Origin of the sequence: Photobacterium sp. (assembly GCF_033720175.1) — a bacterium.
Lineage (GTDB): Bacteria > Pseudomonadota > Gammaproteobacteria > Enterobacterales > Vibrionaceae > Photobacterium.
Genome location: NZ_JAWWDA010000012.1, coordinates 77,016 through 102,332, shown reverse-complemented (window position 1 = coordinate 102,332; position 25,317 = coordinate 77,016). Strand labels below are relative to the sequence as shown.

At 46.6% G+C, this 25,317-nt stretch carries 17 protein-coding genes and 1 pseudogene; 7 read left to right on the top strand and 11 right to left on the bottom strand.

The window, feature by feature from the left end:
* Nucleotides 1-313 precede the first annotated feature (313 nt).
* The 6 genes from R3289_RS14125 (at nt 314) to ilvN (ending at nt 11,330) form a co-directional block, all read left to right on the top strand.
* Entirely contained in the window at nt 314-1,702 is a 1,389-nt protein-coding gene (locus R3289_RS14125; RefSeq protein WP_318926331.1) for an HlyD family secretion protein, read from the top strand.
* A complete protein-coding gene (locus tag R3289_RS14120) occupies nt 1,699-4,827 on the top strand; it encodes an efflux RND transporter permease subunit (RefSeq protein WP_318926330.1) in 3,129 nt (1,042 codons plus the stop codon). The genes R3289_RS14125 and R3289_RS14120 overlap by 4 nt, the downstream gene beginning before the upstream one ends.
* A gap of 544 nt (nt 4,828-5,371) precedes the next feature.
* Nucleotides 5,372-6,331, top strand: coding sequence for a transcriptional regulator LeuO (leuO, locus tag R3289_RS14115; RefSeq protein ID WP_318926329.1), 960 nt, complete (start codon nt 5,372-5,374; stop codon nt 6,329-6,331).
* Between the two features lie 375 nt (nt 6,332-6,706).
* On the top strand, nt 6,707-8,524 hold the full coding sequence (locus R3289_RS14110; protein WP_318926328.1) for a long-chain fatty acid--CoA ligase: 1,818 nt from the start codon (nt 6,707-6,709) through the stop codon (nt 8,522-8,524).
* Nucleotides 8,525-9,114: 590 nt separating this feature from the next.
* A complete protein-coding gene (locus R3289_RS14105; RefSeq protein ID WP_318926327.1) occupies nt 9,115-10,833 on the top strand; it encodes an acetolactate synthase 3 large subunit in 1,719 nt (572 codons plus the stop codon).
* On the top strand, nt 10,833-11,330 hold the full coding sequence (gene ilvN / locus R3289_RS14100; RefSeq protein WP_107285451.1) for an acetolactate synthase small subunit: 498 nt from the start codon (nt 10,833-10,835) through the stop codon (nt 11,328-11,330). Before R3289_RS14105 ends, ilvN begins: the two co-directional genes overlap by 1 nt.
* Before the next feature lie 577 nt (nt 11,331-11,907).
* On the opposite strand, the gene R3289_RS14095 is transcribed toward ilvN, so the two are convergent.
* The 3 genes from R3289_RS14095 to fusA form a co-directional block, all read right to left on the bottom strand.
* On the bottom strand, nt 11,908-12,552 hold the full coding sequence (locus R3289_RS14095) for an FCD domain-containing protein (protein ID WP_318926379.1): 645 nt from the start codon (nt 12,550-12,552) through the stop codon (nt 11,908-11,910).
* A 310-nt stretch (nt 12,553-12,862) separates the two neighbouring features.
* The gene (gene pykF / locus R3289_RS14090; protein WP_318926326.1) at nt 12,863-14,275 is read right to left on the bottom strand and encodes a pyruvate kinase PykF; all 1,413 of its coding nucleotides are present in this window, start codon (nt 14,273-14,275) and stop codon (nt 12,863-12,865) included.
* Between the two features lie 659 nt (nt 14,276-14,934).
* Entirely contained in the window at nt 14,935-16,965 is a 2,031-nt protein-coding gene (gene fusA, locus R3289_RS14085; protein WP_318926325.1) for an elongation factor G, read from the bottom strand.
* Between the two features lie 358 nt (nt 16,966-17,323).
* On the opposite strand from fusA, the gene R3289_RS14080 reads away from it, so the two are divergent.
* On the top strand, nt 17,324-17,797 hold the full coding sequence (locus R3289_RS14080; RefSeq protein ID WP_318926324.1) for a glycine zipper 2TM domain-containing protein: 474 nt from the start codon (nt 17,324-17,326) through the stop codon (nt 17,795-17,797).
* A 41-nt stretch (nt 17,798-17,838) separates the two neighbouring features.
* Here R3289_RS14080 and pdxY read toward each other — a convergent pair whose 3' ends face one another.
* The 8 genes and pseudogenes from pdxY to dmeF all read right to left on the bottom strand — a co-directional run bounded on the left by pdxY (nt 17,839) and on the right by dmeF (nt 24,649).
* A complete protein-coding gene (gene pdxY, locus R3289_RS14075; RefSeq protein ID WP_318926323.1) occupies nt 17,839-18,714 on the bottom strand; it encodes a pyridoxal kinase PdxY in 876 nt (291 codons plus the stop codon).
* A gap of 216 nt (nt 18,715-18,930) precedes the next feature.
* Complete coding sequence (locus tag R3289_RS14070) at nt 18,931-19,311, bottom strand: Rid family detoxifying hydrolase (RefSeq protein ID WP_318926322.1); 381 nt, start codon at nt 19,309-19,311, stop codon at nt 18,931-18,933.
* 97 nt (nt 19,312-19,408) lie between these two features.
* Nucleotides 19,409-20,662 carry an aromatic amino acid transporter gene (locus R3289_RS14065; protein WP_318926321.1) on the bottom strand — a complete coding sequence of 418 codons (1,254 nt, stop codon included), beginning with the start codon at nt 20,660-20,662 and terminating at the stop codon, nt 19,409-19,411.
* A 114-nt stretch (nt 20,663-20,776) separates the two neighbouring features.
* The gene (gene tnaA / locus R3289_RS14060) at nt 20,777-22,243 is read right to left on the bottom strand and encodes a tryptophanase (protein ID WP_318926320.1); all 1,467 of its coding nucleotides are present in this window, start codon (nt 22,241-22,243) and stop codon (nt 20,777-20,779) included.
* Between the two features lie 211 nt (nt 22,244-22,454).
* Nucleotides 22,455-22,541: a tryptophanase leader peptide gene (gene tnaC / locus R3289_RS20560; protein ID WP_413466707.1), complete on the bottom strand. Its 87-nt coding sequence runs from the start codon at nt 22,539-22,541 to the stop codon at nt 22,455-22,457.
* Nucleotides 22,542-22,713: 172 nt separating this feature from the next.
* A complete protein-coding gene (gene tnaC / locus R3289_RS20555) occupies nt 22,714-22,812 on the bottom strand; it encodes a tryptophanase leader peptide (RefSeq protein WP_413466705.1) in 99 nt (32 codons plus the stop codon).
* Between the two features lie 512 nt (nt 22,813-23,324).
* Entirely contained in the window at nt 23,325-23,741 is a 417-nt protein-coding gene (locus R3289_RS14055) for a MarR family transcriptional regulator (RefSeq protein ID WP_318926319.1), read from the bottom strand.
* Nucleotides 23,704-24,649: pseudogene (gene dmeF / locus R3289_RS14050) on the bottom strand (CDF family Co(II)/Ni(II) efflux transporter DmeF). The gene R3289_RS14055 and the pseudogene dmeF overlap by 38 nt, the downstream one beginning before the upstream one ends.
* Between the last annotated feature and the right edge of the window lie 668 nt (nt 24,650-25,317).

The following is a 25,317-nucleotide window of genomic DNA, read 5'->3' as shown; positions in this document are numbered from 1 at the left end:
ACGGTTAGTCATTAATCATTTGCTTATATTGGAGTGACTAAAAGCAGTGAACAACATTGTTATTTGTAGCGTAGATTATTAATCAAATAATTAATAATGAGTGGGTTACGACATGATGATCGCGAAGGCAGGTCGTCCCGTCGGAGAGTCTGATACCAGAACCTGTTTGGTTGCGTCAGGCAAAAAATTGTTTGTCGCGCTGCCTTACTGCAAGGTTTCTATCCATCAATGAAGCCTATTTAATGGAATTGGCTGATCACAATGTCAAGGTACTGATGCAAGGGATCCTGGCTGAGCAAGGAGATGATGACACGTGAAAAGCAACCGGAAGTTACTGCTTGTTCCCACCATTTTACTGGGTGTTCTGGTGCTGGCTCTGGCTATCAAAATGCGCCCCTCCCCCGGAGTGAAACCGGCGGCAAACCGGGCGCGGGCGGTTGATGTGATTAGCTTGCAGCAGCAGCCTTTGGCTCCTGTGGTCAGTGGTTTTGGCCGGGTAAAACCGAAGGTTGAATGGCAGGCGATTGCCCAGGTAACCGGTAAAGTTGTCTATCGTCATCCTGATTTAGAAAAAGGCCGGGTGCTGGATGCCGGAACGGTCATTATCAAAATTGATCCGCGGGATTATGAATTGACGCTGGCTCAGGCCGAGGCGGATATCAGCTCCAGCCAGGCACAACTGGCCAAGTTAGATCAGGAGCAGCAGAACCTCAAGGCGACACTAAAAATTGAACGTAACCGCCTAGCGATCAGCCAAAAAGAAGTGGCCCGCAAGGAAGAGTTGCGCCGGAAAGGGCTGGCTTCCCAGTCAGCGCTGGATTTAGAAAAGCAAGCCTATCTTGCCAGCCAGAAAAACGTGCAGGATATTGAAAACCAGCTGATCGTGTTACCCAGTGAACGCAAGGTGACACTCGCGCAGTTACAGATCAATCAATCTCGTCAGGCGGAAGCTAAACGCTCGCTGGAAAAAACGGTCATTGTTTTGCCGATTGATGTGCGAATTTCCAGTGTCGATATTGAACAGGATCAGGTGGTCAACCTGCAGCAGTCGATGCTGGTGGCTCATGGCATCAATAAGGTCGAGATCGATGCACAGGTTGCCCTGCATGATATGCAGGTACTGGCCTCAAGCCTGACTCAGTATACCGCCCACGCCGATGGGCGCCCACGGGGGGATCAGCTTGATCTGACTGCTAGCATCCGGCTTTCCAGCGGCAGTTTTATCCAGCAATGGCCGGCAAACGTGACCCGTATCAGTGATACCGTCAATGCCAACCAAGCCACGGTAGGGGTGATCCTGGAAGTTGCCCAGGATTACAGTCAATTATCACCGGAAACAGCCCCCCCATTAGTTAACGGTATGTTTGTCGAAGCGAAAATTGAAGGCCAGGCGAATGCCCACTGGATCGTTCCCGAGCGGGCGTTGCATGGCGATCATGTCTATCTGGTTGGAAATAATGGCATTAACGGGGATGTGTTGAAAATTCAGCCAGTTAAGGTTCTGTTTCGCCGAGATGGGGTCGTTGCCATCAGCGGCGAGCTGGCGGATCAGCAACAACTGATCACTAACGATTTGCTACCTGCGGTATCGGGGATGGCGGTCAGGATCGTCAGTCTGAATGGTGAAGCGGTGGAAGAAGCGTTGTCGATGGAAGGGGCATTGTCAGAAAAAGCAACCCCGGCAGAGGATCTGACGTTATGATCCGTTATTTCGCGCGTCATCCGACGGCCGCTAACTTGTTGATGCTGACCTTGCTGCTTCTTGGCCTGGTTTCACTGCCGCAAATTAAACGGGAAACTTTCCCTGAATTTTCACCTGCCTACATCATCGCCTCGGTGGCCTATCCCGGCGCTTCACCACAAGAGGTGGAAGAGAGTATCTGTATGCGGATGGAAGATGCTGTTGACGGGCTGGCCAATATCGTGGAAACCCGCTGTGAAGCCGTAGAAGGCTCGGCTTCTTTGATCTTAAAGTTGACCCACAGCGATATCGTGTCGCGGATGCTGGTGGATGTACAAACTCAAATCAATGCAATTAATGATTTTCCTAACGAGATTGAATCTCCGATTGTCCGTGAGCTGGACTGGAATGAGCCGGTCGTCGATGTGGCGATTAATGCCGATACCAGCTGGCCGCAGCTGAAAGCGTATGCCGAACAGCTCAAACGCAAGCTAAAGCTCGATTATGGGGTCTCTTTAGTGGCGGTGAGTGGTTTTTCCGATCACCAGATCCGGATCGAGCTCAAAGAAGCCTCATTACGCCAGTTGGGGGTGAGTGTCGGTGATGTTGCTGACCGTCTGGCACGGCAGAATATTACATTACCGAGCGGAAACATCGAGCTCGGCGATAAGAATTTATTGATCCGCTTTGATGAACAAAAGATCACACCCGCGGCCCTGGCACAAACCGTTATCGGCGCAGACAGTGAAGGGGGTGTGTTGCGACTTGGCGATATCGCGACGCTTACCGATCGTTTTAAGCTCGATGAACAAAAGATCCTGTTTGATAGCCAGCCCTCCGCGATATTGAAGGTGAGTAAGAATAAAGCGGACGATGCCCTGCGTATTAAAGAGCGGGTCGCACAGTTTGTCGAAGATGAAAACCAGATCGCCCCAACCGGTGTCACTCTCAGTATGACCAATGACTTGTCATCGCTGCTGTGGGATCGCTTAACCATGATGGTCAGAAATGGCTGGCAAGGGGTGACATTGGTGTTTGCCACTATGTGGCTGTTTTTCACTTTCCGCTATTCATTCTGGGTGGCGGCGGGATTGCCTGTCGCCTTTCTCGGCAGTCTGTTTCTCATGGCAGGGTTGGGGTTATCCATCAATATCATGTCATTGGTCGCCCTGTTAATGGCGATTGGTATTATGATGGATGATGCGATTGTGATCGCTGAATCCATTGCCGCCCATCTCGAACGCGGTCAGCCGGTTACCGAGGCGGTGACCAACGGGGTGAAAAAAGTCTTCCCCGGGGTACTGTCATCCTATCTCACGACTGTCTGTATTTTCGGTAGCTTACTGTTTCTTCAAGGCGAAATGGGGGCGGTACTGAAGGTGGTGCCTCAGGTGCTAATTCTGGTACTGACCTTAAGTCTGGTCGAGGCGTTTTTGATTTTGCCGCACCATTTAAGTCATTCCCTAACAAAACAGCGCGAGCAAGGCCGTGGTGCCAAAGGGGAAAAACCGAACTTAGCCTTCAAAACCTGGTTCTTAAATAAATTCGAAGCATTTCGCCAGAAGCAGCTGGTGACTGCCGTAGAGGCCGTTGTACGCTGGCGATATCTGTTCCTCGGCAGTGTGATTGCGATGCTGTTTATCTCATTGTCACTTCTTGCCGGCGGCGCTTTGAAATTTATCGGTTTTCCTGAACTGGACGGTGATATTGCTGAAGCGCGGGTGATTTTACCGCCGGGTTCGTCGCTGGCTCAGACTGAAAAAGTCGTACAGCAGATAGTGGTGGCGGCAGAAAAGCTCAATCAGCAATGGAGTGCCAGTAAAGAAGACGGTCAAATTCTCGTTGAGCATATTACCGAGCAATACAACTTCAATGCCGATGCTGATGAAAATGGTCCTCATGTGGCGACAGTTCGGCTCGATTTACTGAGTGCAGAGTCGCGCAATACGATGATCGATGATTTCATTGCGGCCTGGCGGGAAGAGGTCGGCGTCATCGCCGATCCGGTGTCTCTGGTCTTTAAGCAGCCGATCATGGGGCCGGGCGGACGGGCGGTTGAAATTCGCATGCAGCATGATGATCTGGATCAGCTGAAGGCGGCATCGATTGACATTCAGCGCTTCCTCAATGAGTTTGATGGGGTGTCCGGCGTGCTGGATGATATGCGGATGGGGAAGCCGGAGGTGCTGGTGACGTTGCGTCCCGGGGCTGAAAATTTTGGTGTCGACGGGCAAATGATCGCTTCTCAGCTGCGGGCTGCTTATTTTGGCCGGACCGCCGATGAAATTCAGCTCGGTCCGGAAAATATAGAGGTAGAAGTACGTTTTGATAAGCAGGAAGCGGCCAGCCTGCAAATCCTCGCCAGTTTTCCCATTATCCTCGGTAATGGCAGCCAGATCCCGCTGGCCTCGGTGACGAGATTGGAACACCAACGCAATTATGTCCGGATCCAACGGGTGAACGGGTTACGAACCCTGAGTGTGTTTGGTGATCTGGAGAGCAGCAAGATCAGTTCGGCTGAAGTGCTGAAGGAATTTCGCAACCGTTTGATGCCACAGTTGCAGCAGACGTATCCCGGGCTGAGGTTTGACTTTGAAGGTGAGGCGAAGGATACCGCTGAGACGGGCCAGTCAATGGGCATTGGTTTTGCATTGGGGATCTTCGGTGTGTTCGTGATCCTCAGCTTCCAGTTCCGCAGCTACCTGGAACCTTTTGTGGTCTTGCTGGCGATCCCGCTTGCGGCTATAGGGGTACTCTGGGGCCATTGGTTGTTGGGTTACGCACTGAGTATGCCAAGTATTATGGGATTTGTATCATTGGCGGGGGTGGTGGTGAATGACTCGATTCTGCTGGTGCAATATATTCGTCACCATCTTGATGACGGTGACAGTGTCCACGACGCGGTGGTGAAAGCCAGTAGAGAGCGTTTTCGGGCGGTTTTCTTAACGTCGCTGACAACCGCAGCAGGCCTGTTGCCTCTATTGCTGGAAACCAGTTTACAGGCTCAGGTTATTCAACCTTTGGTCGTTTCTATTGTGTTCGGTATTTTTACATCGACCCTGCTGGTGTTGTTTATGATCCCGGCGGCTTACGCCATTCTGGCGGATTTTGGTTTAGTGCGTAAGCATGAAGCACTGGCGGCCTGATGGTTAACGGCTGAGAGTGGCCAGTCACAAAGAGCAACGAAAACGAGGCACTGGCAATTAACAGTGCCTCGTTTTTTTACTGCGATTAAGTTGTATCCCTGGTGTCGTATTGAATGTCTTTATTTGCTTGGTCCGCGATGGCCGAAATGATCCGGTATTAAGGCCCTTCTTAGCGCCGATAATTAATCACTCAAACTAATTAATTGTTTTTTAAACCTGAAATGGTGACGTTTAAGCGTCATGATAATCGGACAAAAAAGTGACATTTTCCGATTGTAATTACATCTTTATTTTATTTATAGTTATTTTAGGTCTTTTTATTTGTTTTCAAGTTATTGATACTTAATGATTTATTTTGGATTTCTTGCGTGTGGTTTATATTTGCTTACACTTGCCGATTTTCAGCTATTGGTTACATCAATCTATTTGAATGATACTAGTGCATCCCGGTATTGGGTAAACTTAATTGAGAACAAAATTTCGGTTCTTTAATTCAGCGATGGCATAACGGATGCGCCCGGATAACTTCATTTAGAGGCAACATATGACACGTAGCAATTCGTTTATTCACCCTGCTGATAGTTACAAGACAGAGTCAAATTTAAGAAGTGTTGATCTTAATTTATTGACAGTATTTGACGCCGTTATGCAAGAGCAGAACATCACCCGAGCAGCGCACAGCCTGGGTATGTCTCAGCCTGCGGTAAGTAACGCGGTTGCTCGTTTAAAGGTGATGTTTAATGATGAACTCTTTATTCGTCATGGTCGAGGTATCCAGCCAACGCAGCGTGCTAAGCAGCTGTTTGGTCCAATCCGCCAGGCACTGCAGCTGGTGAAGAATGAACTGCCTTCGTCAATCTTCTCGCCTGAAAGCTCAACTCGTACTTTTAAGCTGGCGATTTGCAGCCCGTCGGATATGCGTTTTGCTCCTCGGATCCTGCGTAATGTGACAAAGCAGGCGCCGAATTTACGAATGCAGTTTGAAGCGGAATTTGATGCAGAGCTAACGAAAAAAATGCGTTATCAGGAGATTGATTTTGTGATCGACTACGTTCGCTTTGATGATCCGGGTTTTTGCAGTAGCGAATTATTCAGCGATGAGCTGGTCGTCATTGCGGCAGGTAACCATCCGAGGATCAGCGGAGACTCGATTTCTGAAGTGATGTTTGCCTCAGAAACGCATGCGGTACTCAAGTCTCAGCCGGGCGTGAAGATGTTTGCCGATCATATCTATAATCAGCACACCTCATATCAGGAGGTTTACCAGGGCGCTAGTCTGAGTAATATCATGTATATGGTTGGCCAATCTGAACTGATTGCTGTCGCCCCTCGCTGGCTAGCGGAATCTGTTGCCGAAAACCTGCAGTTAAAAGTGTTGCCTTTACCGTTTGAGTCGGCCTCCATTAGTGGTTATCTGAGCTGGCATGAATCTTCGCAAAAAGATAAAGGCCATATCTGGATGCGTGATCAGCTGCTCACCATATGTGGCAATTCCTCTTTCTGATTTTCTTAAAAGCCGGCGCCAGCCGGCTTTTTATTTATGCTCATGTTTCAATTTCTGGTTTAGTCGATTGACTCCAAATCCCTTAATTTTCTGAATGGTCAGATAATCGATGTAATTAGCATCATTGCAATTTTTGTCGTACAGGGTAGCCCGGCTTGTTGAAGGAATGGGTGTAACAGAATGGCCGTACTTTCTTATACTTGTAGTCATTCTATTAATCACTCGTATAAAGCCTGTAGGGATAAGGGCTGGTACTGAGAACGAAATAGCAAAAAAGATAAATAGTGGCCCTTTATAGTTGCCTTTATTTACATCAAAGGTAGACTTCTCAGCTCAAGTGGGCTTACAAGTGTAAGCTAGAATAGCAGAGTAGTTATGGCCGAACACGACTATCACATAGTAAATCGAATTCGTACCCAGATCGCCCGTTTAGGCGATCAGGTTGCTTTACGTCATCAGGTTGAAGGCCAGTGGCAGGATATTTCATGGGCTGAGTTTGGCGAGCAGATCCAACAACTGGCATTAGCCATGTTGGCGCAAGGGCTGAACGTTCAGGATAAAGTCGGTATTTTTTCCAATAATATGCCCCGCTGGACCATTGCTGATGTCGCGGCTTTGTATAATCGCTGTGTCACCGTACCTATCTACCCAACCAATACTCCGCAGCAGTCGGCTTATATTATCAACAATGCCGATGTGCGTATCCTGTTTGTCGGTGAGCAGGCGCAACACGATGCGGCTGTTGACATGATCGAGCAATGCCCTCAACTGGAGCGCATTGTTGCGCTGGCTGATGATGTGATCTTATCTGATCACCCATTAGTCTGTCATTTCAATGACTTTATAGCTTGTGCTACCCCCGACTTAGAAGCTGAACTTGAACATCGTTTGGACTCTAAAGCGATGGATGATCTGCTGACTCTGATCTATACCTCCGGCACAACAGGAACACCTAAAGGCGTGATGCTGGATTACGCCAATATTGCGTCTCAGCTTGAAGGCCATGATCAGAATCTGGCTCTGGACGAAGGTGATACATCACTGTGTTTCTTGCCGCTTTCTCATGTTTTTGAACGGGCATGGACGTTTTTTGTCTTGCACCGTGGTGCGGTCAACTGCTATCTGGCCGACACCAACAAGGTGCGTGAAGCTCTGGTCGAAATAAAGCCGAATGTCATGGCTGCGGTTCCTCGGGTGTACGAGAAAATCTACTCTGCGGTTCATGATAAAGTCGCGCGTGCACCTTTTCACCGTAAGGTGATCTTTACCTGGGCGGTGAATATGGGGGCGCGTATGGCGGCCTGCCAGCAGGAAAAACGCCAGCCGTCAGTGATGCTGAAAAAAAGCTATAAACTGGCTGATAAACTGGTCCTGGCTAAGCTGCGTGATCTGCTGGGCGGACAGATCAAATTCATGCCTTGTGGCGGGGCAAAGTTAGACGCTGGGATTGGCCGTTTCTTTCACGCAATAGGCATTAACGTTAAGCTTGGCTATGGTATGACCGAAACCACGGCGACCGTATCATGCTGGGATGATCAGTGTTTTAATCCTGATTCTATCGGTATGTCAATGCCGGGTGCTGAAGTGAAGATCGGCGAGAACGATGAAATCCTGGTCCGTGGCCCGATGGTGATGCGCGGCTACTATAAAATGCCGGAAGAAACCGCGAAGAACTTTACCGAAGATGGCTTCTTAAAAACCGGTGATGCGGGACGTTTCGATGAGCAGGGCAACCTGTTTATCACCGATCGTATAAAAGAGCTGATGAAGACCTCTGGCGGTAAATATATTGCACCCCAGGTCATCGAAGGAACGATCGGTAAAGATCACTTTATCGAGCAGATTGCCGTGATTGCTGATACCCGTAAATTTGTCTCTGCACTGATTGTACCTTGCTTCGACACTCTGGAAGCGCATGCCCGCGAGCTGAACATTAAATATCACGATCGCCTTGAACTAGTGAAACATAACCAGATTGTGGAGTTGATTGAGAAGCGTGTGATAGAGTTGCAAAAAGATCTGGCGCGCTTTGAGCAGGTGAAGAAATTCACCTTGCTGTCTAAATCATTCTCGATGGATAAAGGCGAGCTGACGCCGACCCAGAAACTGCGTCGTAAGGTCATTCATGATCGTTACCACCAGGAAATTGAGCGGATGTACGAAGAGAGCCATAAAAAATCGTCGGTACGGTAAATAATCAATAATTCTGCGTAAAGGGGCCACATGGCCCCTTTGTTGTTTTCGGAGACTTGTTCACCATTCTCTCTTTATCTTTCCGTTTACGTTAAGAGTTTCTATCTGAATTTTTGGCCAGTTGCAGTGAATACCTACTGGCACACAGGGTAAGCTCCGGACGAATAGGGTTAATTTCTTTTGCATCCAGATGAATAGGTCAAACATGCTTTTCAGCAATAGACTTGATTGCTAAAAAAGCGTTAAAGTTGTTGCAGGTAACTGCTGCTTGTTATGACCGGTAGTAGCTCGCATAGCATGAAAAAGTAACACTAATTTCAATTTAGGCTAAAAATAAGCCCTAACTATGTTATATCAGCCCTTATAGCTAATTGTTTATCGGGCGGTGGTATTTTGTGTGGTATAGGATACTCACAAACGGCCCCAGACGCGCCTGATAACGCACAATGATAAAGTTTAGCTGCACTATCTAACTCGGTTTGTTGTCTGTATGGTTCCCGCTTACAGGCATTCCCCCGTTTTCTGTTGAGCTTTATTTTAAGGAAGAATTAGCGCTATGGGTTGGTGTAATCAACCTGGAGGCAAGAAATATGGAAATGTTGTCCGGCGCCGATATGATCGTTCGTTCAATGATCGATCAAGGCGTAAAACATATCTTCGGATACCCCGGCGGTTCAGTACTTGATATCTACGATGCACTGCATGAGAAAAGTGATATTGAACACGTACTCGTTCGCCATGAGCAAGCGGCAGTGCACATGGCCGATGGTTATGCCCGTGCAACCGGTGATGTCGGTGTGGTACTGGTAACATCAGGCCCGGGCGCGACGAATGCCATTACGGGTATTGCTACTGCTTATATGGACTCCATTCCACTGGTTGTCTTTTCTGGTCAGGTAATGAGCAACCTGATTGGTAATGATGCCTTCCAGGAGTGCGACATGGTGGGGATTTCTCGCCCTGTTGTAAAGCACAGCTTTCTGGTGAAAAAGCCGGAAGACATCCCTGAAATCATCAAAAAAGCCTTTTATATCGCTGCAAGCGGCCGTCCTGGCCCTGTGGTTATCGATATTCCGAAAGACATGCTGAACCCGGCTGAAACTTATCCTTACCAATACCCTGAATCGATCGCCATGCGTTCATATAACCCAACAACGCAGGGGCATAAAGGCCAAATCAAACGGGGATTAAAAGCCTTGCAGGCCGCAAAAAAGCCGGTTCTGTATGTGGGGGGCGGCGCCATTATGTCGGACTGTGGCGAACAGCTGCTGACGCTGGCGGAGTCACTGAACATACCGGTAGTTAATACCTTAATGGGGCTTGGGGCCTTTCCGGGAACCCATAAAAATTGTTTAGGCATGTTGGGCATGCACGGAACGTATGAAGCCAATATGGCGATGCATAACGCCGATCTTATTTTCGGTATCGGTGTTCGTTTTGATGATCGTACGACCAACAACGTCGAGAAATATTGTCCGAATGCTACCATCATGCATATTGATATTGACCCGTCGTCCATTTCGAAAACGATTGCCGTTGATATTCCCATTGTCGGTTCGGCCGATACCGTATTGAACCAAATGATTAAATTGCTGGCAGAGCAGGATGGCGGCAATGACCAGCAAGCCATTGATAGCTGGTGGGCAGAGATAGAATCATGGCGTGCACGTAAGTGTCTGAGTTATGAGTTAAGTAATGAACGTATAAAGCCACAGCAGGTGATTGAATCGCTCTACAGACTGACGAATGGTGAGGCCTATGTTGCCTCGGATGTTGGTCAGCATCAGATGTTTGCCGCGTTGTATTATCCGTTTGATAAACCTCGTCGATGGATCAACTCTGGCGGTCTGGGCACCATGGGCTTCGGCTTGCCGGCGGCGATGGGGGTGAAGTTTGCCCTGCCTGATGCTGAAGTGGTATGTGTCACCGGCGATGGTAGTATCCAGATGAATATTCAGGAGCTGTCGACAGCATTACAATACGATATACCGGTTAAAATCATTAATTTGAATAATCGCTTCTTAGGCATGGTTAAACAATGGCAAGACATGATTTATCAAGGCCGCCACTCTCATTCTTATATGGATTCGGTGCCTGACTTTGCGGCGATTGCTGAAGCTTATGGTCATGTCGGGGTGCGCATTTCAGATCCGGCCAAGCTTGATAGTGAGCTGGAAAAAGCGCTGGCACTGAAGGATAAGCTGGTTTTTGTTGATATTAGTATTGATGAAACCGAGCATGTCTACCCGATGTTGATTCGTGGTGGCTCAATGAGTGAAATGTGGTTAAGTAAAACGGAGAGAACATAATGCGCAGGATTATATCAGTATTGCTTGAGAATGAACCCGGTGCATTGTCCCGTGTCGTTGGCCTGTTTTCTCAACGAGGCTATAACATTGAATCACTGACGGTGGCACCAACCGATGATCCGACCTTGTCACGTCTGAATATCACCACCAATGTAGAAGATGATGCGGCGTATGAGCAAATCGAGAAGCAACTGCATAAGCTGATCGATATTTTAAAGGTCAGCAATGTTACCGAAGCTGAGCATGTTGAGCGTGAACTGATGCTGGTAAAGGTAAAAGCCAGCGGTTTTGCTCGGGCTGAAGTTAAACGCACTGCGGACATCTTCCGTGGATTAATCGTGGATGTGACCAGCCAGATCTATACCATTCAGCTCGCGGGAACCAGTGACAAACTGGATGCTTTTATTGCCGCGGTGGGGGAAGCGACCGATATTGTTGAGGTTGCCCGAAGTGGTGTTGTTGGTATGGCCCGTGGCGAACGTGCACTAAAAGCGTAAGGCATTTGGTATATAAGCCCAATTCAGGCTTAGCCTGAGTTGGGCTTTTTGCTGCGTGCAGAAACGGAATTCGGTTGGTATAAACTATCATCAGGTGATGACTATTAGACTAAAGTCTAATAAAAGCCACCATGGGAGAGAAGGAGTAAACTAACCGGCAGCTAAATAAGGGTATGACCATCTTGATTTTGGTTGGAGTGGGTGAGGCTGGCGGCGCTTGAGCGCATTGGATGCACTGAGATCAAAGTGAAAGGACTCTTGCTAGGAGAAGAAGAGGAGGATTAACAATGATCAATAAGTTTATAGTGCGTTTTTTGATCCTGTTGTTGTTGATGCTTGGGTTTAAAATTAGCGCGATTTATTTTTTGCTCGCTGTATTGTTGCTCAATACCCATCATAAAGAAATCTTTGGCTGGTAGGGTGACCATTCTGACGCTCTGGCTGACATCTGGCCTTGTTTCGTGCAAACAAAGACAACGGTTCGTAATCGCAGAAAAGCTCGATCTTTGATCGAGCTTCAAATCAATGATACATACTCAAGCCACGGTAAGAGAATGAATTAAAAGTAAAAACCGAGTCACACATCTTGAGGGGCTTTAGGTATATAGGTCTTAATGAATGCAATTGCACGTTGGAAGTGGTTGTTAAGCAATTCTAGCGCTTGCGGTGTATTACGTTCCAGTACCGCCTTCATCATCGCTTCGTGCTCGCCGTTATCATGATAGCGCTCTTCATATTCGCGGCTGTGGTTAATCCAGATATGGCGATAACGTTCGATCTGTTCATACACTTCACGGTAGAGGGTCAGCATGACAGGAGACTGGCAGCCTTCAAGCAGTGCCAGGTGGAATTCACTGTGGCGTTTTTCCCACTCAGAAAAATCAATGGTCTTATCGGCTGGGTTAATACGGTGGAGTTTGTGGTAGCTGGTCAAAATATTCAGCTCCCATGCTTCGTCGCCATTGAGAATAGCGCGTTCCAGCAGGACCCTTGATAGCACCAGGTTGGTTTCAAAGAGATCTTCGAGCTCATCGACTGAAACAGGAGCAACCCAACACCCTTTTTGGGGGGCGAATTTTACGTATTTTTTCCATGATAGCTGAACAAGAGCTTCCCGGATCGGAGACGCACCTACGTTATAACGGGCTTTTAAGTCGGCAACAACAAGCTTTTGCTCTGGTGCAAGTTCACCAAGCAAGATGTCTTGTCGAATCAATTCCATGACTGTGTTGGTCAAAGTAGGACTAGACACTGAATTCCTCACAGGTTTTTATTGTTTTCTCCCGAGAGCCTCGTCAAGTTATGATGGCTGGGGATACGATCGTAGCTTTCTTAGCAACCGAAGCATGATTATTATGCGACTGTATTCCTTGAAAGAATCTGCTGTCTGGTGAGTATACGATTAATAATATCAGGGCGCGATACAGAAAGGCTGGAACTGTGAATACATACCAGTCTGGAGGGGGAGGGAGATTAATAAGATAATATAAAAAACGGGAGCATTTGCTCCCGTTTTTTATTCAGTCTACGAATTATAGTACGTGTACTGATGCTGTGTTTGTGGTGCCAGAATCAACTAGTGCACCCGATACCATAACAACGATGTCGCCTTTCGCACCCAGACCCGTTTCAAGAGCAAGCTCTTTACCACGGTTGAAGAATGCATCAGTGTTGTCAATTGTATCAACAACAACAGGTGTAACACCTTTAGTCAGCGCCAGCTGAGCCGCAGTCTTAGTGTTAGTTGTTAGAGCCAGAATGTTAGCTGTTGGGAAGTACTTACGTACAGAGCGTGCAGATTTGCCTGCTTCTGTTGCCACAACGATTAGAGGAGCATTTAGCTTCTCAGAGGTGTCAACAGCGCCTTTACATACCGCTTCTGTGATACGCAGACGTGGGCTGTCCAGACGTGAGCCAAGCTCTGCTTTTAGTGCTGAATCGGTACGTTCACAGATTTTTGCCATGATAGTTACCGCTTCGATAGGGTACTTACCTTTAGCCGATTCACCTGAAAGCATTACTGCATCAGTACCATCCATGATTGCGTTCGCCACGTCACCCGCTTCTGCGCGCGTTGGGCGTGGGTTCTTGATCATAGAATCAAGCATCTGAGTTGCAGTGATAACGACTTTACGAGCGCGGTTACACTTCTCGATCATCATTTTCTGAGCGAAAATAACTTCTTCAACCGGGATTTCAACACCCAGGTCACCACGAGCAACCATGATACCGTCAGAAGCTGCAAGGATTGAGTCGAAGTTGTCTACGCCTTCCTGGTTTTCGATTTTAGAGATGATCTGGATCTTCTCGCCACCGTTAGCGTTTAGCAGTTCACGGATCTCTTTAACGTCTTCTTCTTTGCGGATGAAAGAAGCAGCAACGAAATCAACGCCTTGCTCACAACCAAACTTAAGGTCTGCTTTATCTTTCTCTGAAAGTGCAGGCAGTTTTACTGAAACGCCAGGTAGGTTAACACCTTTGTTTTCACCCAGGTCACCGTTGTTAAGGACTTTACACTTAACTTCAGTTTCTGTGGTTGCCAGTACTTCCATCTCGATAAGACCGTCATCAACAAGGATGATGTTACCTTTAACAAGATCTTTAGCAAAACCAGGGTAAGTAACCGCAACACGGTCTTGATTACCAACGATAGAAATATCAGTAGTGAATGTGAATTCTTGACCAGCAACTAGAGCAAAATCATTACCGTTCTCTAGTTTGATAGTACGAATTTCAGGGCCTTTAGTATCAAGCAGAATCGCCAGAGGCATACCTGTTTCGGTCATTACTTCACGAAGATTGTCGATACGCTGACCGTGCTCTTCGAAGTTACCGTGAGAGAAGTTTAGACGCATTACGTTCATACCAGCGTTAGCTAGTTTGGTAAGCATTTCTTTAGATTCTGTTTTAGGTCCAATCGTACATACGATTTTGGTCTTTTTCATTGAGGATTGTCTCCGGACAAACTTTTACCCAAGGGAAATTTAACCACAGTGTTATACCTGAAAGTTACGGACCATTAATGTTGAATAATGACCGCAAAGTGAGAAGTAGATCATAAATCTTCAACTTACCGCCTGCAGGGTGTGGTGATAATACAAATTTTTTACAAAAATCTTGCCTTATGAAAGCAGCTAGTTGCTTTTATAAGGCTGGTTCTAGTGGCTCTTTCCTAAGTTACCGCGGATTCTTCATGTCAGGCAACGATGAAAAAGGGGTGATATCAACGATCACGCAACCATAAATCTGTAGCCATAAATCTGTGCGATAAACAAGCGCAGTATTATAACAGAGTTCTTATCTATTATCACCCTGTGATAGCGGTCATGCTTTTGGCCTTCATGTTTGAAAGGATGACGGTGATTATCTACGGAATCTCGAATAAAGTTTTGTCATTTATCAATACATAAGCGATTTATTGCTCTTTTATTTAAATAAAGTTTCGATTTGTATGATTGTGGTGGGCAGGGCCGTTATCACACTATTAGAATTGACTGTTACATTTTTTGCGCAAAGGCTCGCCTGCGGGCATTGACTGCCCGCGGGCTAGCAACGGTGGGACAAGGCTGAGCCAGGAAGCGTCCCGGGCCGCTGGCCATCTATCTCAGGCACTATCGCTTTCCCTGTACGCTTCGGTGAGCTGCTGCTGTAATGGGGTGGGAACCGGTTCAAAATGGCTGAGCGACAAACTAAAACTGCCCTCTCCTCGGGTTAGCGATTTAATGCGCTGCGAGTAGTCCTGCAGCTGCGTAAGCGGAGCCTTGGCCTGGATCAAGGTACGATCCTGACTTTCCGGTTGTGAGTCGTTGATCATGCCGCGTCTGCTGGATAAATCCCCGGAAATATCGCCGATACAGTCTGAAGGGGTAAGGATTTTTATATCCACGATGGGCTCCAGGATAATTGGATCTGCCTGTTTTACCGCTTCTAAAAATGCCTTACGGCCAGCGGATACAAAGGCAATCTCTTTGGAGTCCACGCTATGGTGCTTGCCGTCATAGACGATCACCTCCAGATCCTGCAACGGATAGCCTGCAATCGCGCCTTCTTCGAGTACCTGACGCACCCCTTTTTCCACCGCCGGAATAAACTGCCCGGGAATTGCCCCGCCCACCACTTTGTTGACAAATTTAAAGCCTTCACCGCGACTCAAGGGATTAACCTTGAGATAGACTTCGCCAAACTGCCCGGCCCCTCCCGTTTGTTTCTTGTGCCTGTGGTGTGCTTCGGCTGGGCGGGTAATCGTTTCGCGATAGTCGATACTCGGTGCACTGGTTTGTACGTTCAGCTTGTACTGCTGTTGCATTTTCTCCAGCGCAATCTTGAGATGAAACTCGCCAATACCGGTCAGCAGGGTTTCGTTAACCCGTACCCGGTGTGTTACCTGCAGGCTCGGGTCTTCAGACGTGAGTTTTTTCAATACATCGGAAAGTTTTTGTTCATCACCGCGCCGTGCCGGATGCACGACCAGGCTATACATAGGTGCAGGCAGGTTAAGGCTGGCCAAATGCAAGCCGTCTTCGTCGTGGGAGTTGTGTACAACGCTATCAAATTGCAGCTCGTCAATTTTGGCGATGGCGCAAATATCACCGGAAGCGGCGCGCTGAATTTCACGTCGCAGTTTACCCTGTACCTGGTACAGGTGCCCGACTTTGAAAGACGTTTTTCCATCGTCAATGTAGAGTTGGCTGTCGGGCGTCAGTACACCCTGAAAAATTCGGACAAAGGCCATCCGGCCCATGTATGGATCGATACTGACCTTAAACACATGGCCAACAACATGATCTTCTTCGCTCAGGCTTACGGTTATCGGTTTGTCGCCACTATAAAAGAGTGGGGGGTTGCTTTCGAGAGGTGATGGTATGAGCTCGCTCATTATCCGCAACAGTTGCCGGATCCCGGCACCACTTTGGGCCGAAACAAAACAGACCGGGATCAGCTGGCCATCGCGCAGTACAGCCTCAAAGGGAGCGTGCAGCTGCTGCGGGCTAAGATCTTGTCCCTGCTCCAGGTAAACCTCCATCAGTTCTTCGTCGACTTCAATCACCTGATCGATTAAAGCGTCGTGCGCCTCCTCGACGGTGCTGAACAGCGTCGGCTCGTCGGGGTCCGGTTTAAAATAACAGTCTACCACCTCATGCCCGCCGGGATCGGGCAGGTTTATGGGCAGGCATTGCGGACCATAACGTTCTTTCAGCTGAGCCAAAAGAGCATGTAAGTTGATCCCGTCTGCGTCTATCTTGTTAATGATGATCAGACGGCACTTCTTGTGGTCATGGGCCATTTGAAACAGCTGGTCGGAAAGTGATGCCGGCCCGGCGGTGGCATCGACCACCAGCGCGATGGTTTCAATCGCCGGGTAAATGCTCATCGCACGGCCTATCAGATCCCCGGCTCCCGGGGTATCGATCAGGTTAAACTGATTTTTTTGCCAGCAGAAGTTAACGGGAGTGGCTTCTACCGAGTGCTGGTAATCGATGGATTGACGGTCAAAGTCTGTCACGGTAGTACCCCGCGGGAGCTCACCAAGCGTCTTGATGGCGCCGGACTCAAACAGCAGACGTTCAACCAGGCTGGTTTTTCCTGAGCCGGATTGCCCAGCAAATGCGATGTTGCGAATTAGCGCCACAGACATACGTGGCCTCCTCTGGTAATCGAACCGGTGGTGGTAGCAAAATGCAATGGTGTTCGTTCAGGTGCGACTTGATTAATACCAGCGTTGCAAAACCGGTTGCTATTCCATCCGTAACGTTACTGCCTTTAGGCCACGTTCCTTATAAGCACTTTTTGCAATCAGTATAAAAAATCGGCACTACATTATAGATAGTACATATCTTAATACCTGGTATGGGAAGTCTGCGCTATACCGGCTAAGTTGTGTGTTAAATCATAAATTTGGTCGCAGAAGCAGAGCAATGAAGTCGTTGCTGAAGCCATGGCAGAGATACAGAGTTGCTATACTTGTTTTAAATCCTTTCTTTCAGGAGTTCACCATGAAGATCCCCTCTTTCTCTCTCATGTTGCTGCTTTCTGTTTTTGTGTTTGCGGGGTGTTCGAGCAACCCTTATGGCGACTCTTATGGCGTCCAGGATACACGGAAGATCCAAAGGGTACGTTATGGCACCATTATGAAAGCCGAACCGGTTACCATTGAAGGTGAAAGTGGAGGAAGGCTTGTCGGTACCGTTGCCGGTGCCGCCGTTGGTGGGATTTTAGGCTCTAAAATTGGTGGCGGCTCAGGTTCAGATATAGCCGCTATCGGTGGCGGAGTGCTGGGTGGCGTCGCCGGTAGTAAAGCCGCGGATGCGGCTACTCGCCGTAATGGTGTTAACTTGACAATTAAAATGGATAACGGAGAAGTGATTGCCATCGTTCAGGAGGCGAATCCGAACATGATCTTTCAGATCGGCCAGAAAGTTCAGGTCAATATTGATGGCAGTCAGGCTCGGGTTGTGCCGGCCAACTAAATCTGACTAAAGGCAATACCCCAGTAAACCGTTTTTTACCGTTACGCCATCTTCAAGTTCAGGTCGATCATGTCCACCGGAAATGTCTCGCTGGGCTTGACGAGTTCATTTTGAGCCAGAATGGTTTGTAATTCCCACTCGTTCTGTCGATGAGTGTGTTTGAGCACGCCATAGCAAGCATCATGACAATGTTGAAATGCCTCGATTGTTGAGTAGCCCTTTAATAGACCCGCGGTGAATACTGAAGATATCAGGTCACCCACGCCGACAGGTTGCTGAGCAAAAGGTAAATGAGGACGCTGTGCCAGAAAACAGCCTTCAGGGGTAGCTAACAGCATGCTGAACTTATCGTCTGAAACACAGTATAAATGCTTAACCAGAACAACTCTTGGACCTTTAGCTAATGCAATGTTGCAAGCTTTCACTGCATCAGAAAGCGTGTTGATTTCCATTTGTGCAAATTGACTGAGTTCGAATTGATTCGGCACGATGACATCTGCCATTGGCATTAAATGATCCACTAAGTATTCCGTAATGCCGGGAGCCACGATGCAACCTTTATCCGGCGCCCCCATGACAGGATCGCAGATGTATAAGGATGAAGGGTTTTTGGCTTTTACTCTTTCTACCGTTCTGATGATAGCCTCACATTGTTCGGCACTGCCTTGATAGCCCGTGAGAATCGCTTTACAACGCGCTAGCGCATCAATGTTATCAAGCCCCTGAACCAGTTCATCAATATCTGAGGCAGAGAAAGCACGTCCAGTCCAACCTTGTTTATATTGGGTATGATTAGAAAACTGGACAGTGTGTATTGGCCAGACTTCGAACCCCATTCTTTGCATCGGGAAAATAGCAGAGCTGTTTCCTGCGTGCCCGTAAGTAACATGTGATTGAATGGACAGAATGCCATGCATAATATTTTCCTTTCTATAAATTATTCAAGGAGGCATCCAAATGGCGAATTCAGAGTCATAGGGATAGTCTAAAGTTGCATTTGGTGATTTTATTGTTTTTATTTTAAATGAACTTGAAATGAGAGTGGATAATTAAGTTTAAAATATTCAGCCCTGTCATTGGTGTATGACAGGGCCATCCATTAGGATGAAAACGCGCTTTTTAAAGCCATAAAACTATCGTGAGGCGATAACTTCAATTTCAACTTTTGCATCCAGAGGTAAGCGAGCCACTTCAACACAAGAGCGAGCTGGGAAAGGCGCGTCATGCTTTTTGAAGAAGGCTTCATAAGCCCCATTAACACGGGCAAAGTCATTCAGATCTTTGACAAAGACCGTCGTTTTAACGATATTTTTGGCGTCCAGTCCCGCTTCTTTTACAATCGCTAATGCATTTCTTAAAGATTGAGTTGCCTGCTCAGCAACATCATCCGGCATTGCCTTAGTTTCTGGGTTTATAGGTAGCTGGCCTGAGGTTATGACCAGACTACCTAAATTGACACCTTGCACGTATGGACCAATAGCTTCAGGCGCATCGGGGGTATTAATTGCAACCATGTTATATTCCTATTTATTTAATAAGCTGGCTATCCCTGTTTTCTTAATGAGAGGGGGAGATAACCAGCCAATTATGATGATACGGATTTAGATTTTTTTAGCCTGTAAATGCCGGGAGTATGCCTAGCATCGACAAGAAGTGGAAGGCGGCGGTTAAGACACCAAAGCCAATGACGAAAGCAATCATTAGCTTGCCACCTGGCGCTTTAAAGCCTTCATTACCGTTCTCTAACAAGCGTGATTTTCTCACCAGTAGAGCCGGAATAATACAGGTCCAAACCGTTGCTGCAGCGCCGGCATAGCCAATTACAATCACAAAACCAAACGGGAAGAGCAATGACAGGATCAGTGGTGGCAAGAACGTCACCAACCACGTTTTTGCACGACCTTGCTTGGTGTCTTCGAACTTGAACAGATCGGCCAAATAGTCAAACACCCCAAGACCCACACCAATGAAAGAAGAGAGAATAGCTGCCATTGAGAAGGTATTGATCGCATTCGCCACTTTTTCAGACTCAATGACTGAGCCTAACGCGGCTAGCAGTGCATCTACGTTACCGCCTTGCTCAATCACCGATCCAAACTGGCTTCTAGGCAGATTTCCATAAATGCTGAACAGCCACAGGAAATACAGACTTAATGCGATGACTGTGCCGCCCAAAATCGCGTATTTTGCTTTTCGCTCTTCGCCGTAATACGCACGCATTGAAGCCACTGAATGGTGATAACCAAACGAGGTCAACGCGACAGGCAGCATCGCCATAGCGTAGGGGGCGTAGCTTGTTTTTTCATTGATAGTGTCAAACAAGATGGACATATCGACCTTGATCGCCAGTCCTGACACACCAAAGACAAAGCTTAAGACCATAAATGCGATTAGAACAACGGAAATTCGGTCTACTGCTCGAGTTGAGTGCCACACAAAGGCTGAAAACACCAATACAAACAAGATAGAGGTGATTTTACTATCGAGGCCCAGAACATCTTGAAGGATAAGGCCTGAAGATGTGATATAGGCGTACAGTAAAATACCCCCTACAAAATACACCGTCAGGTTATTGAACATGTTGACCTTATCACCAAGCATGTCTTTGGTTACCGTGTTGAAAGAGACCTTTAAGTCATAATGCTTAAAAGCTTCTAGCAGCATCCAACCCGAAACGGTCATTACGACCATTGTTAATGTAATCGCGAAAACAGACCAAGTAGTCCATGCACCGGCTCCCGCACTTGGGAGCCCTAGCATACCTGCACCGACGCAGACACTGGCTATAATGCATGCCCCACCGATTAACGACGGATTCTTTTCCTTAATGCTATCACTTATTACTAACGTCGGACTCTTTTCCATAATTCAGTCACTCTTGTAATTTCACGTCATTGGATTGATGAACCTAAACCGTATTTTTTATTATGTGTTTAGGAAAAGAGCGCAACCCCAAGGGGTTGCGCTCTTTTATTGTAATTAAGCTTCTTCTAGAGTTTTGGTTTTCGTTTTTGTCACCTTTTGCGCGGGCTCAACTTCTTCGAGTCGAGCAGTAAAGTGACGAAGCACCGCAGGCTCATAGGTGAAATCAAGACCTTTCACATTTGCGGCGTTTTCCTTCACTTTTTGGAACGCTTCGATAACGAAATCCATGTGCGTTTGAGTATAAGTCGCACGCGGGATAGTCAGACGAAGTAGCTCCGCAGGACAAGGATGTTGTTTGCCCGTCGCTGGATCGCGACCTAGTAATAAAGAGCCGATTTCAACTGCGCGGATACCCGCAACTTTATAGAGTTCGCAAGCCAGTGCATGGGCTGGGAACTGCTCGGAAGGAATGTGTGGAAGCAGCTTGCCTGCGTCTACGAATGCTGCGTGACCACCCGCTTGCTGGCAGACGACACCGATAGCTTCCAGGCCATCTACAAGGTATTGCACTTGACCGATGCGATATGCCAGCCACTCCTGACGCATACCGTCATAAAGGCCAACGGCAAGACGCTCCATCGCTCCGCCTTCCAGGCCACCGTAGGTTGGGAAACCTTCCTGAATCACACACAAAGTACGACACTCGGTGTACGCATCCATCATCGACTCATCTTTGAAGCAGAGCAGCCCACCCATCTGTACCATGGCATCTTTCTTTGCCGACATCGCCAGGCCGTCTGCATACTTGTAGGACTCGCGAGTGATCTCTTCGATAGTCCAATCTTTGTAACCAGGCTCACGCTGCTGAATAAAGTAGGCATTCTCAGCATAACGAGCAGAGTCCATAATCACTGGAATATCATACTTCTTCGCGATCTCATACACGGCTTTTAGGTTGGCGATAGAAACAGGCTGACCACCTGCAGAGTTACAGGTAATAGTACTTACAATGTAAGGTACGTTTACAGGATCTGCGGCAAGGATCGCTTCTTCTAGCTTGACAAGGTCAAAGTTACCTTTGAAGTCGGCATTGACCGAGGTATCAAACGCTTCTTCTGTATATACATTTTTCGCCACACAACAGTTCACCTGAGTGTGACCTTGTGTTGTATCAAAGAAGTAGTTAGACAGTGCGACCATCTTGCTACGGTCTAGTCCCTTCTCCATTTCACGTTTCTTAATAAGAACAGGAATGTAGATTTGCTCGGCACCACGACCTTGGTGGGTCGGAATGGTTAGTTCATAACCAAAGATATCTTTTACCGCGTTTGCAAGTGCATAGTAGCTGCGGCTACCGCTGTATGCTTCATCACCGCGGAACATCGCGGCTTGCATTTCTTGAGTAATTGCACCTGTTCCACTGTCAGTCAGTAGATCGATAAATACGTCTTCACTATCTAGTAGGAATGGGTTCATACCTGCTTTTAAAATAGCTTCATCGCGATATTCACGAGTAGTACGTTTTACCGGTTCAATAACACGGATACGGAATGGTTCAGGTAAGTGTTTAAAGTTTTCCATAATAATGCCTTTACTCTTATGTGGTGTGTTGTTCACCAGAAGTTAATATTTGGTTTTATAAAAAATAAAAATTAAATGAATAACATTCCTTCAACGTTATCGGATGTGCTGATTTTTATGGTGAATAAAATCGCGCCAAATAAATAACGAAATATCAGGGTTGCTAATGTCGCCTACAATAAATCAGGCGTAAACGCGATCAGAATGATTTTTATGGGAAATAGTAAGATATTTTATTATCTTCAATATACCATGGTGTCAGCAATGACAAAGATGATGATTGCCATCTCAGATACATATTCATGTTATTTTCCAATATGAAAAACAAGTTAAAAATTAACGTTCATTATTATGGGTTAAATATGCAGGTGCGAATTGACACCACACAATTAAATTAACCTAATAACATTAAAAGTTAGTTGTTAAAATATATTGATTTTTTGAGGCTGCGCTAAATTCGCCTCTAGACTTTACTCTGAAGATAAATGAAAGGATAGTTTGTGATCTACGTTATACCAGGCTAACAATGTTAGCGCCGAAGTTGATTGCCATTTGAGGTACACGTTCATTTTATGTCCTATATGGAAAAGCAATGCGTTAAACTAATGACGAAAGTATCCTATAGTTCAATTGTTAAATATATGCTTGTTATCAATAAATGTGACCAAGCCAAGCAAAAAATCGCATGCGGAAATTGAATGGCTGTCAGGTTGTGACCGAAGTCAAAGATAGAAAGTAAAGGGCTTTGCATTTGGTTTGAATCTATCGGTTTAGTGCCATCCACATCTCATATACGCAGGTTACCTCTAGACAATACTCAGTCATGATTCAGTGAATTTTCAGTCGCCAATCTTTTCTAGGGTGGGTGAGTGGTCAGGACAATTGGGCAGGGTGTTAGCGTTTAACATTCGCCCCTTAGCGTGGAGTTTTGTCAAGAGGTGTATGATTTATCAACACTATACGCCAGTTGATGTAAAAGCTGACGAATATACCAAGCAAGATATCACCCCAATCCTATAATCCACGCTTTAATGAGGCGCAACCGCGATGAACAGCGTTGCGTCTTTTTTATCACACCTTGTTAAAATTCTTGGTTCATTTTATTAAGGCATGAAGCAAAAAGCTCCTCATGTTCAGGATCGATATGTCTAGTGAGATCCTTAACTAAATCCAAGTGTAATTGATTATGATGGCGGTGAATTATCTGACCTTCTTCTGTCAGTCTGACAACGATAGCTCTGCGGTCACTAGGATGGGCACAACGCTCGATTAAGTTTGCGGTAACGAGTTTTTCGATTTGAACCGTTAAGGTTCCAGTCGTGATCCCTAGTTTCTCTGCTAGTTCTTTCATCCTCAAAGCACCATGAACACCTAACACTTCTATCGTATGAACTTGAGCAAGGGAGTAACCCGTTTCTCTCACAACAGATTGCTCCCAAGACGACATTTTATCGTAAAACTCAGTAAGAAGTTGATTTAAAAGCTCTATGTTTCGCATGGTGATGAGGTATGTACTTCCAGAGTAAGATGATTAATCTTATCAAACTTGGCAAGCTTTTGCTTGTATTCACCAGCCGTCAAACTGGTTGTTGAGTCCAGTGTTATTGCTGCAGAGTAATGGTGCCCACTAATTTTCCAAATGTGTAAGTCAGTTACCGTCGCAAAAGGAGCAAGTTCATCTTTGATGGCAATACGATATGCCTCGTCAATATTCTCATCAAGTAAGATTGGGCTCGTTTGGTTGAGCAAGTTAAGTGTCCATTTCGTAATTACGACGGCTCCCACCATACCCATAAAGGCATCAAGCCAGTTCCATCCATAAAACTTGCCAAAAAGTAGTGCGACTATTGCGAGCAGTGAAGTGAGTGTATCTGCGAGAACATGTAGGTATGCGGCTCTGAGGTTATGATCATGGTGGTGGCTATGCCCATTATCATGTGAATGAGAGTGGTCATGATCATGATGATGATCTCCAAGCAAGAACATACTTGCAACGTTTACTGCCAGACCGACACATGCGACAGTTATAGCCTCATTAAACTGGATGTTTTGTGGGTTAAATAATCGATGTACAGACTCCGCAAACATTAATAACGCCACAATCCCTAATGCAATCGCACTCGTGTAGCCACCAAGCACACTCACCTTGCCGGTACCAAACGAAAATCTATCATTTTCCGCGTGTTTTTTAGCATAACGGTATGCGAATAATGTTATGCAGAATGCAGCAGCATGAGTTCCCATATGCCAGCCGTCAGCCAACAGCGCCATTGAACCAAATACTGTCCCTGCAACAATCTCAACGATCATTGTCATGACCGTTAGTATCAGTACGTAGAACGTTCTCTTTTCACCATGATGGTTATGGCCTGAAAAATCATGATGATGTTTTAGTGATAAGTTCAAAGTCCCACCATTAGTTTGATTGTCAAATTATTTGATTGTCAATTTAGTTTGATTGTCAATTTAGTTTGATTGTCAAACATTGTCAAACGTAGATATCGAGTGCACATATTTGTGTCCTATTCGGTGAATGGTAGTGGCTCTGGATAGAGAGCTTGTAGTGCTAGGGACCTCATTAACCACTGTAATGGCTAACAGGAAGTCCTGAAATACGTTTTGGGGCAGCGGCGTGTTAAATGAATCAAGTCCGATTAGGAGTGATGCGAGTTACAAGCAGGATGATTCAGCCCCGCGTTATAGGTGTATATAACGATACTTCGGCAAGTCTGTGCATCTGTAAAACGGGTTGCCAGCGTTGCGGCCGGAGGATAAAGCACTCTCTGCTGGGGGAATAGTCGTCGGGAATGGAAGCCTGAAAAATTTGTAGTACAGCTTTTAGAAATGCAAAAGGCCGAAGTGGTTATTAACCGCTTCGGCCTTTCTATATCTGGTGGCCCCTGTCTGACTTGAACAGACGACCAAGCGATTATGAGTCGATTTTTTAGTGAATTCCAATGAACGCCAGTGAACAGTAATGTGACATAACTCCATTTGTTATCAATGACTTATAGTTACGAGTTGGTTTTTCGTTGTTCACTGAGATCTACTGAAATACAATTCATTTGCTACAT

Bases quoted from the DNA above. Each gene is read 5' to 3' on its own strand.
- R3289_RS14065 (WP_318926321.1), bottom strand. From the start codon at position 20,662: ATGGAAAAGAGTCCGACGTTAGTAATAAGTGATAGCATTAAGGAAAAG.
- ilvN (WP_107285451.1), top strand. From the start codon at position 10,833: ATGCGCAGGATTATATCAGTATTGCTTGAGAATGAACCCGGTGCATTG.
- tnaC (WP_413466707.1), bottom strand. From the start codon at position 22,541: ATGTATCTGAGATGGCAATCATCATCTTTGTCATTGCTGACACCATGG.
- fusA (WP_318926325.1), bottom strand. From the start codon at position 16,965: ATGTCTGTGGCGCTAATTCGCAACATCGCATTTGCTGGGCAATCCGGC.
- pykF (WP_318926326.1), bottom strand. From the start codon at position 14,275: ATGAAAAAGACCAAAATCGTATGTACGATTGGACCTAAAACAGAATCT.
- R3289_RS14055 (WP_318926319.1), bottom strand. From the start codon at position 23,741: ATGCGAAACATAGAGCTTTTAAATCAACTTCTTACTGAGTTTTACGAT.
- R3289_RS14095 (WP_318926379.1), bottom strand. From the start codon at position 12,552: ATGGAATTGATTCGACAAGACATCTTGCTTGGTGAACTTGCACCAGAG.
- tnaC (WP_413466705.1), bottom strand. From the start codon at position 22,812: ATGAACGTGTACCTCAAATGGCAATCAACTTCGGCGCTAACATTGTTA.
- R3289_RS14120 (WP_318926330.1), top strand. From the start codon at position 1,699: ATGATCCGTTATTTCGCGCGTCATCCGACGGCCGCTAACTTGTTGATG.
- R3289_RS14080 (WP_318926324.1), top strand. From the start codon at position 17,324: ATGAAGATCCCCTCTTTCTCTCTCATGTTGCTGCTTTCTGTTTTTGTG.
- R3289_RS14070 (WP_318926322.1), bottom strand. From the start codon at position 19,311: ATGGTTGCAATTAATACCCCCGATGCGCCTGAAGCTATTGGTCCATAC.
- pdxY (WP_318926323.1), bottom strand. From the start codon at position 18,714: ATGCATGGCATTCTGTCCATTCAATCACATGTTACTTACGGGCACGCA.
- R3289_RS14105 (WP_318926327.1), top strand. From the start codon at position 9,115: ATGGAAATGTTGTCCGGCGCCGATATGATCGTTCGTTCAATGATCGAT.
- R3289_RS14110 (WP_318926328.1), top strand. From the start codon at position 6,707: ATGGCCGAACACGACTATCACATAGTAAATCGAATTCGTACCCAGATC.
- tnaA (WP_318926320.1), bottom strand. From the start codon at position 22,243: ATGGAAAACTTTAAACACTTACCTGAACCATTCCGTATCCGTGTTATT.
- leuO (WP_318926329.1), top strand. From the start codon at position 5,372: ATGACACGTAGCAATTCGTTTATTCACCCTGCTGATAGTTACAAGACA.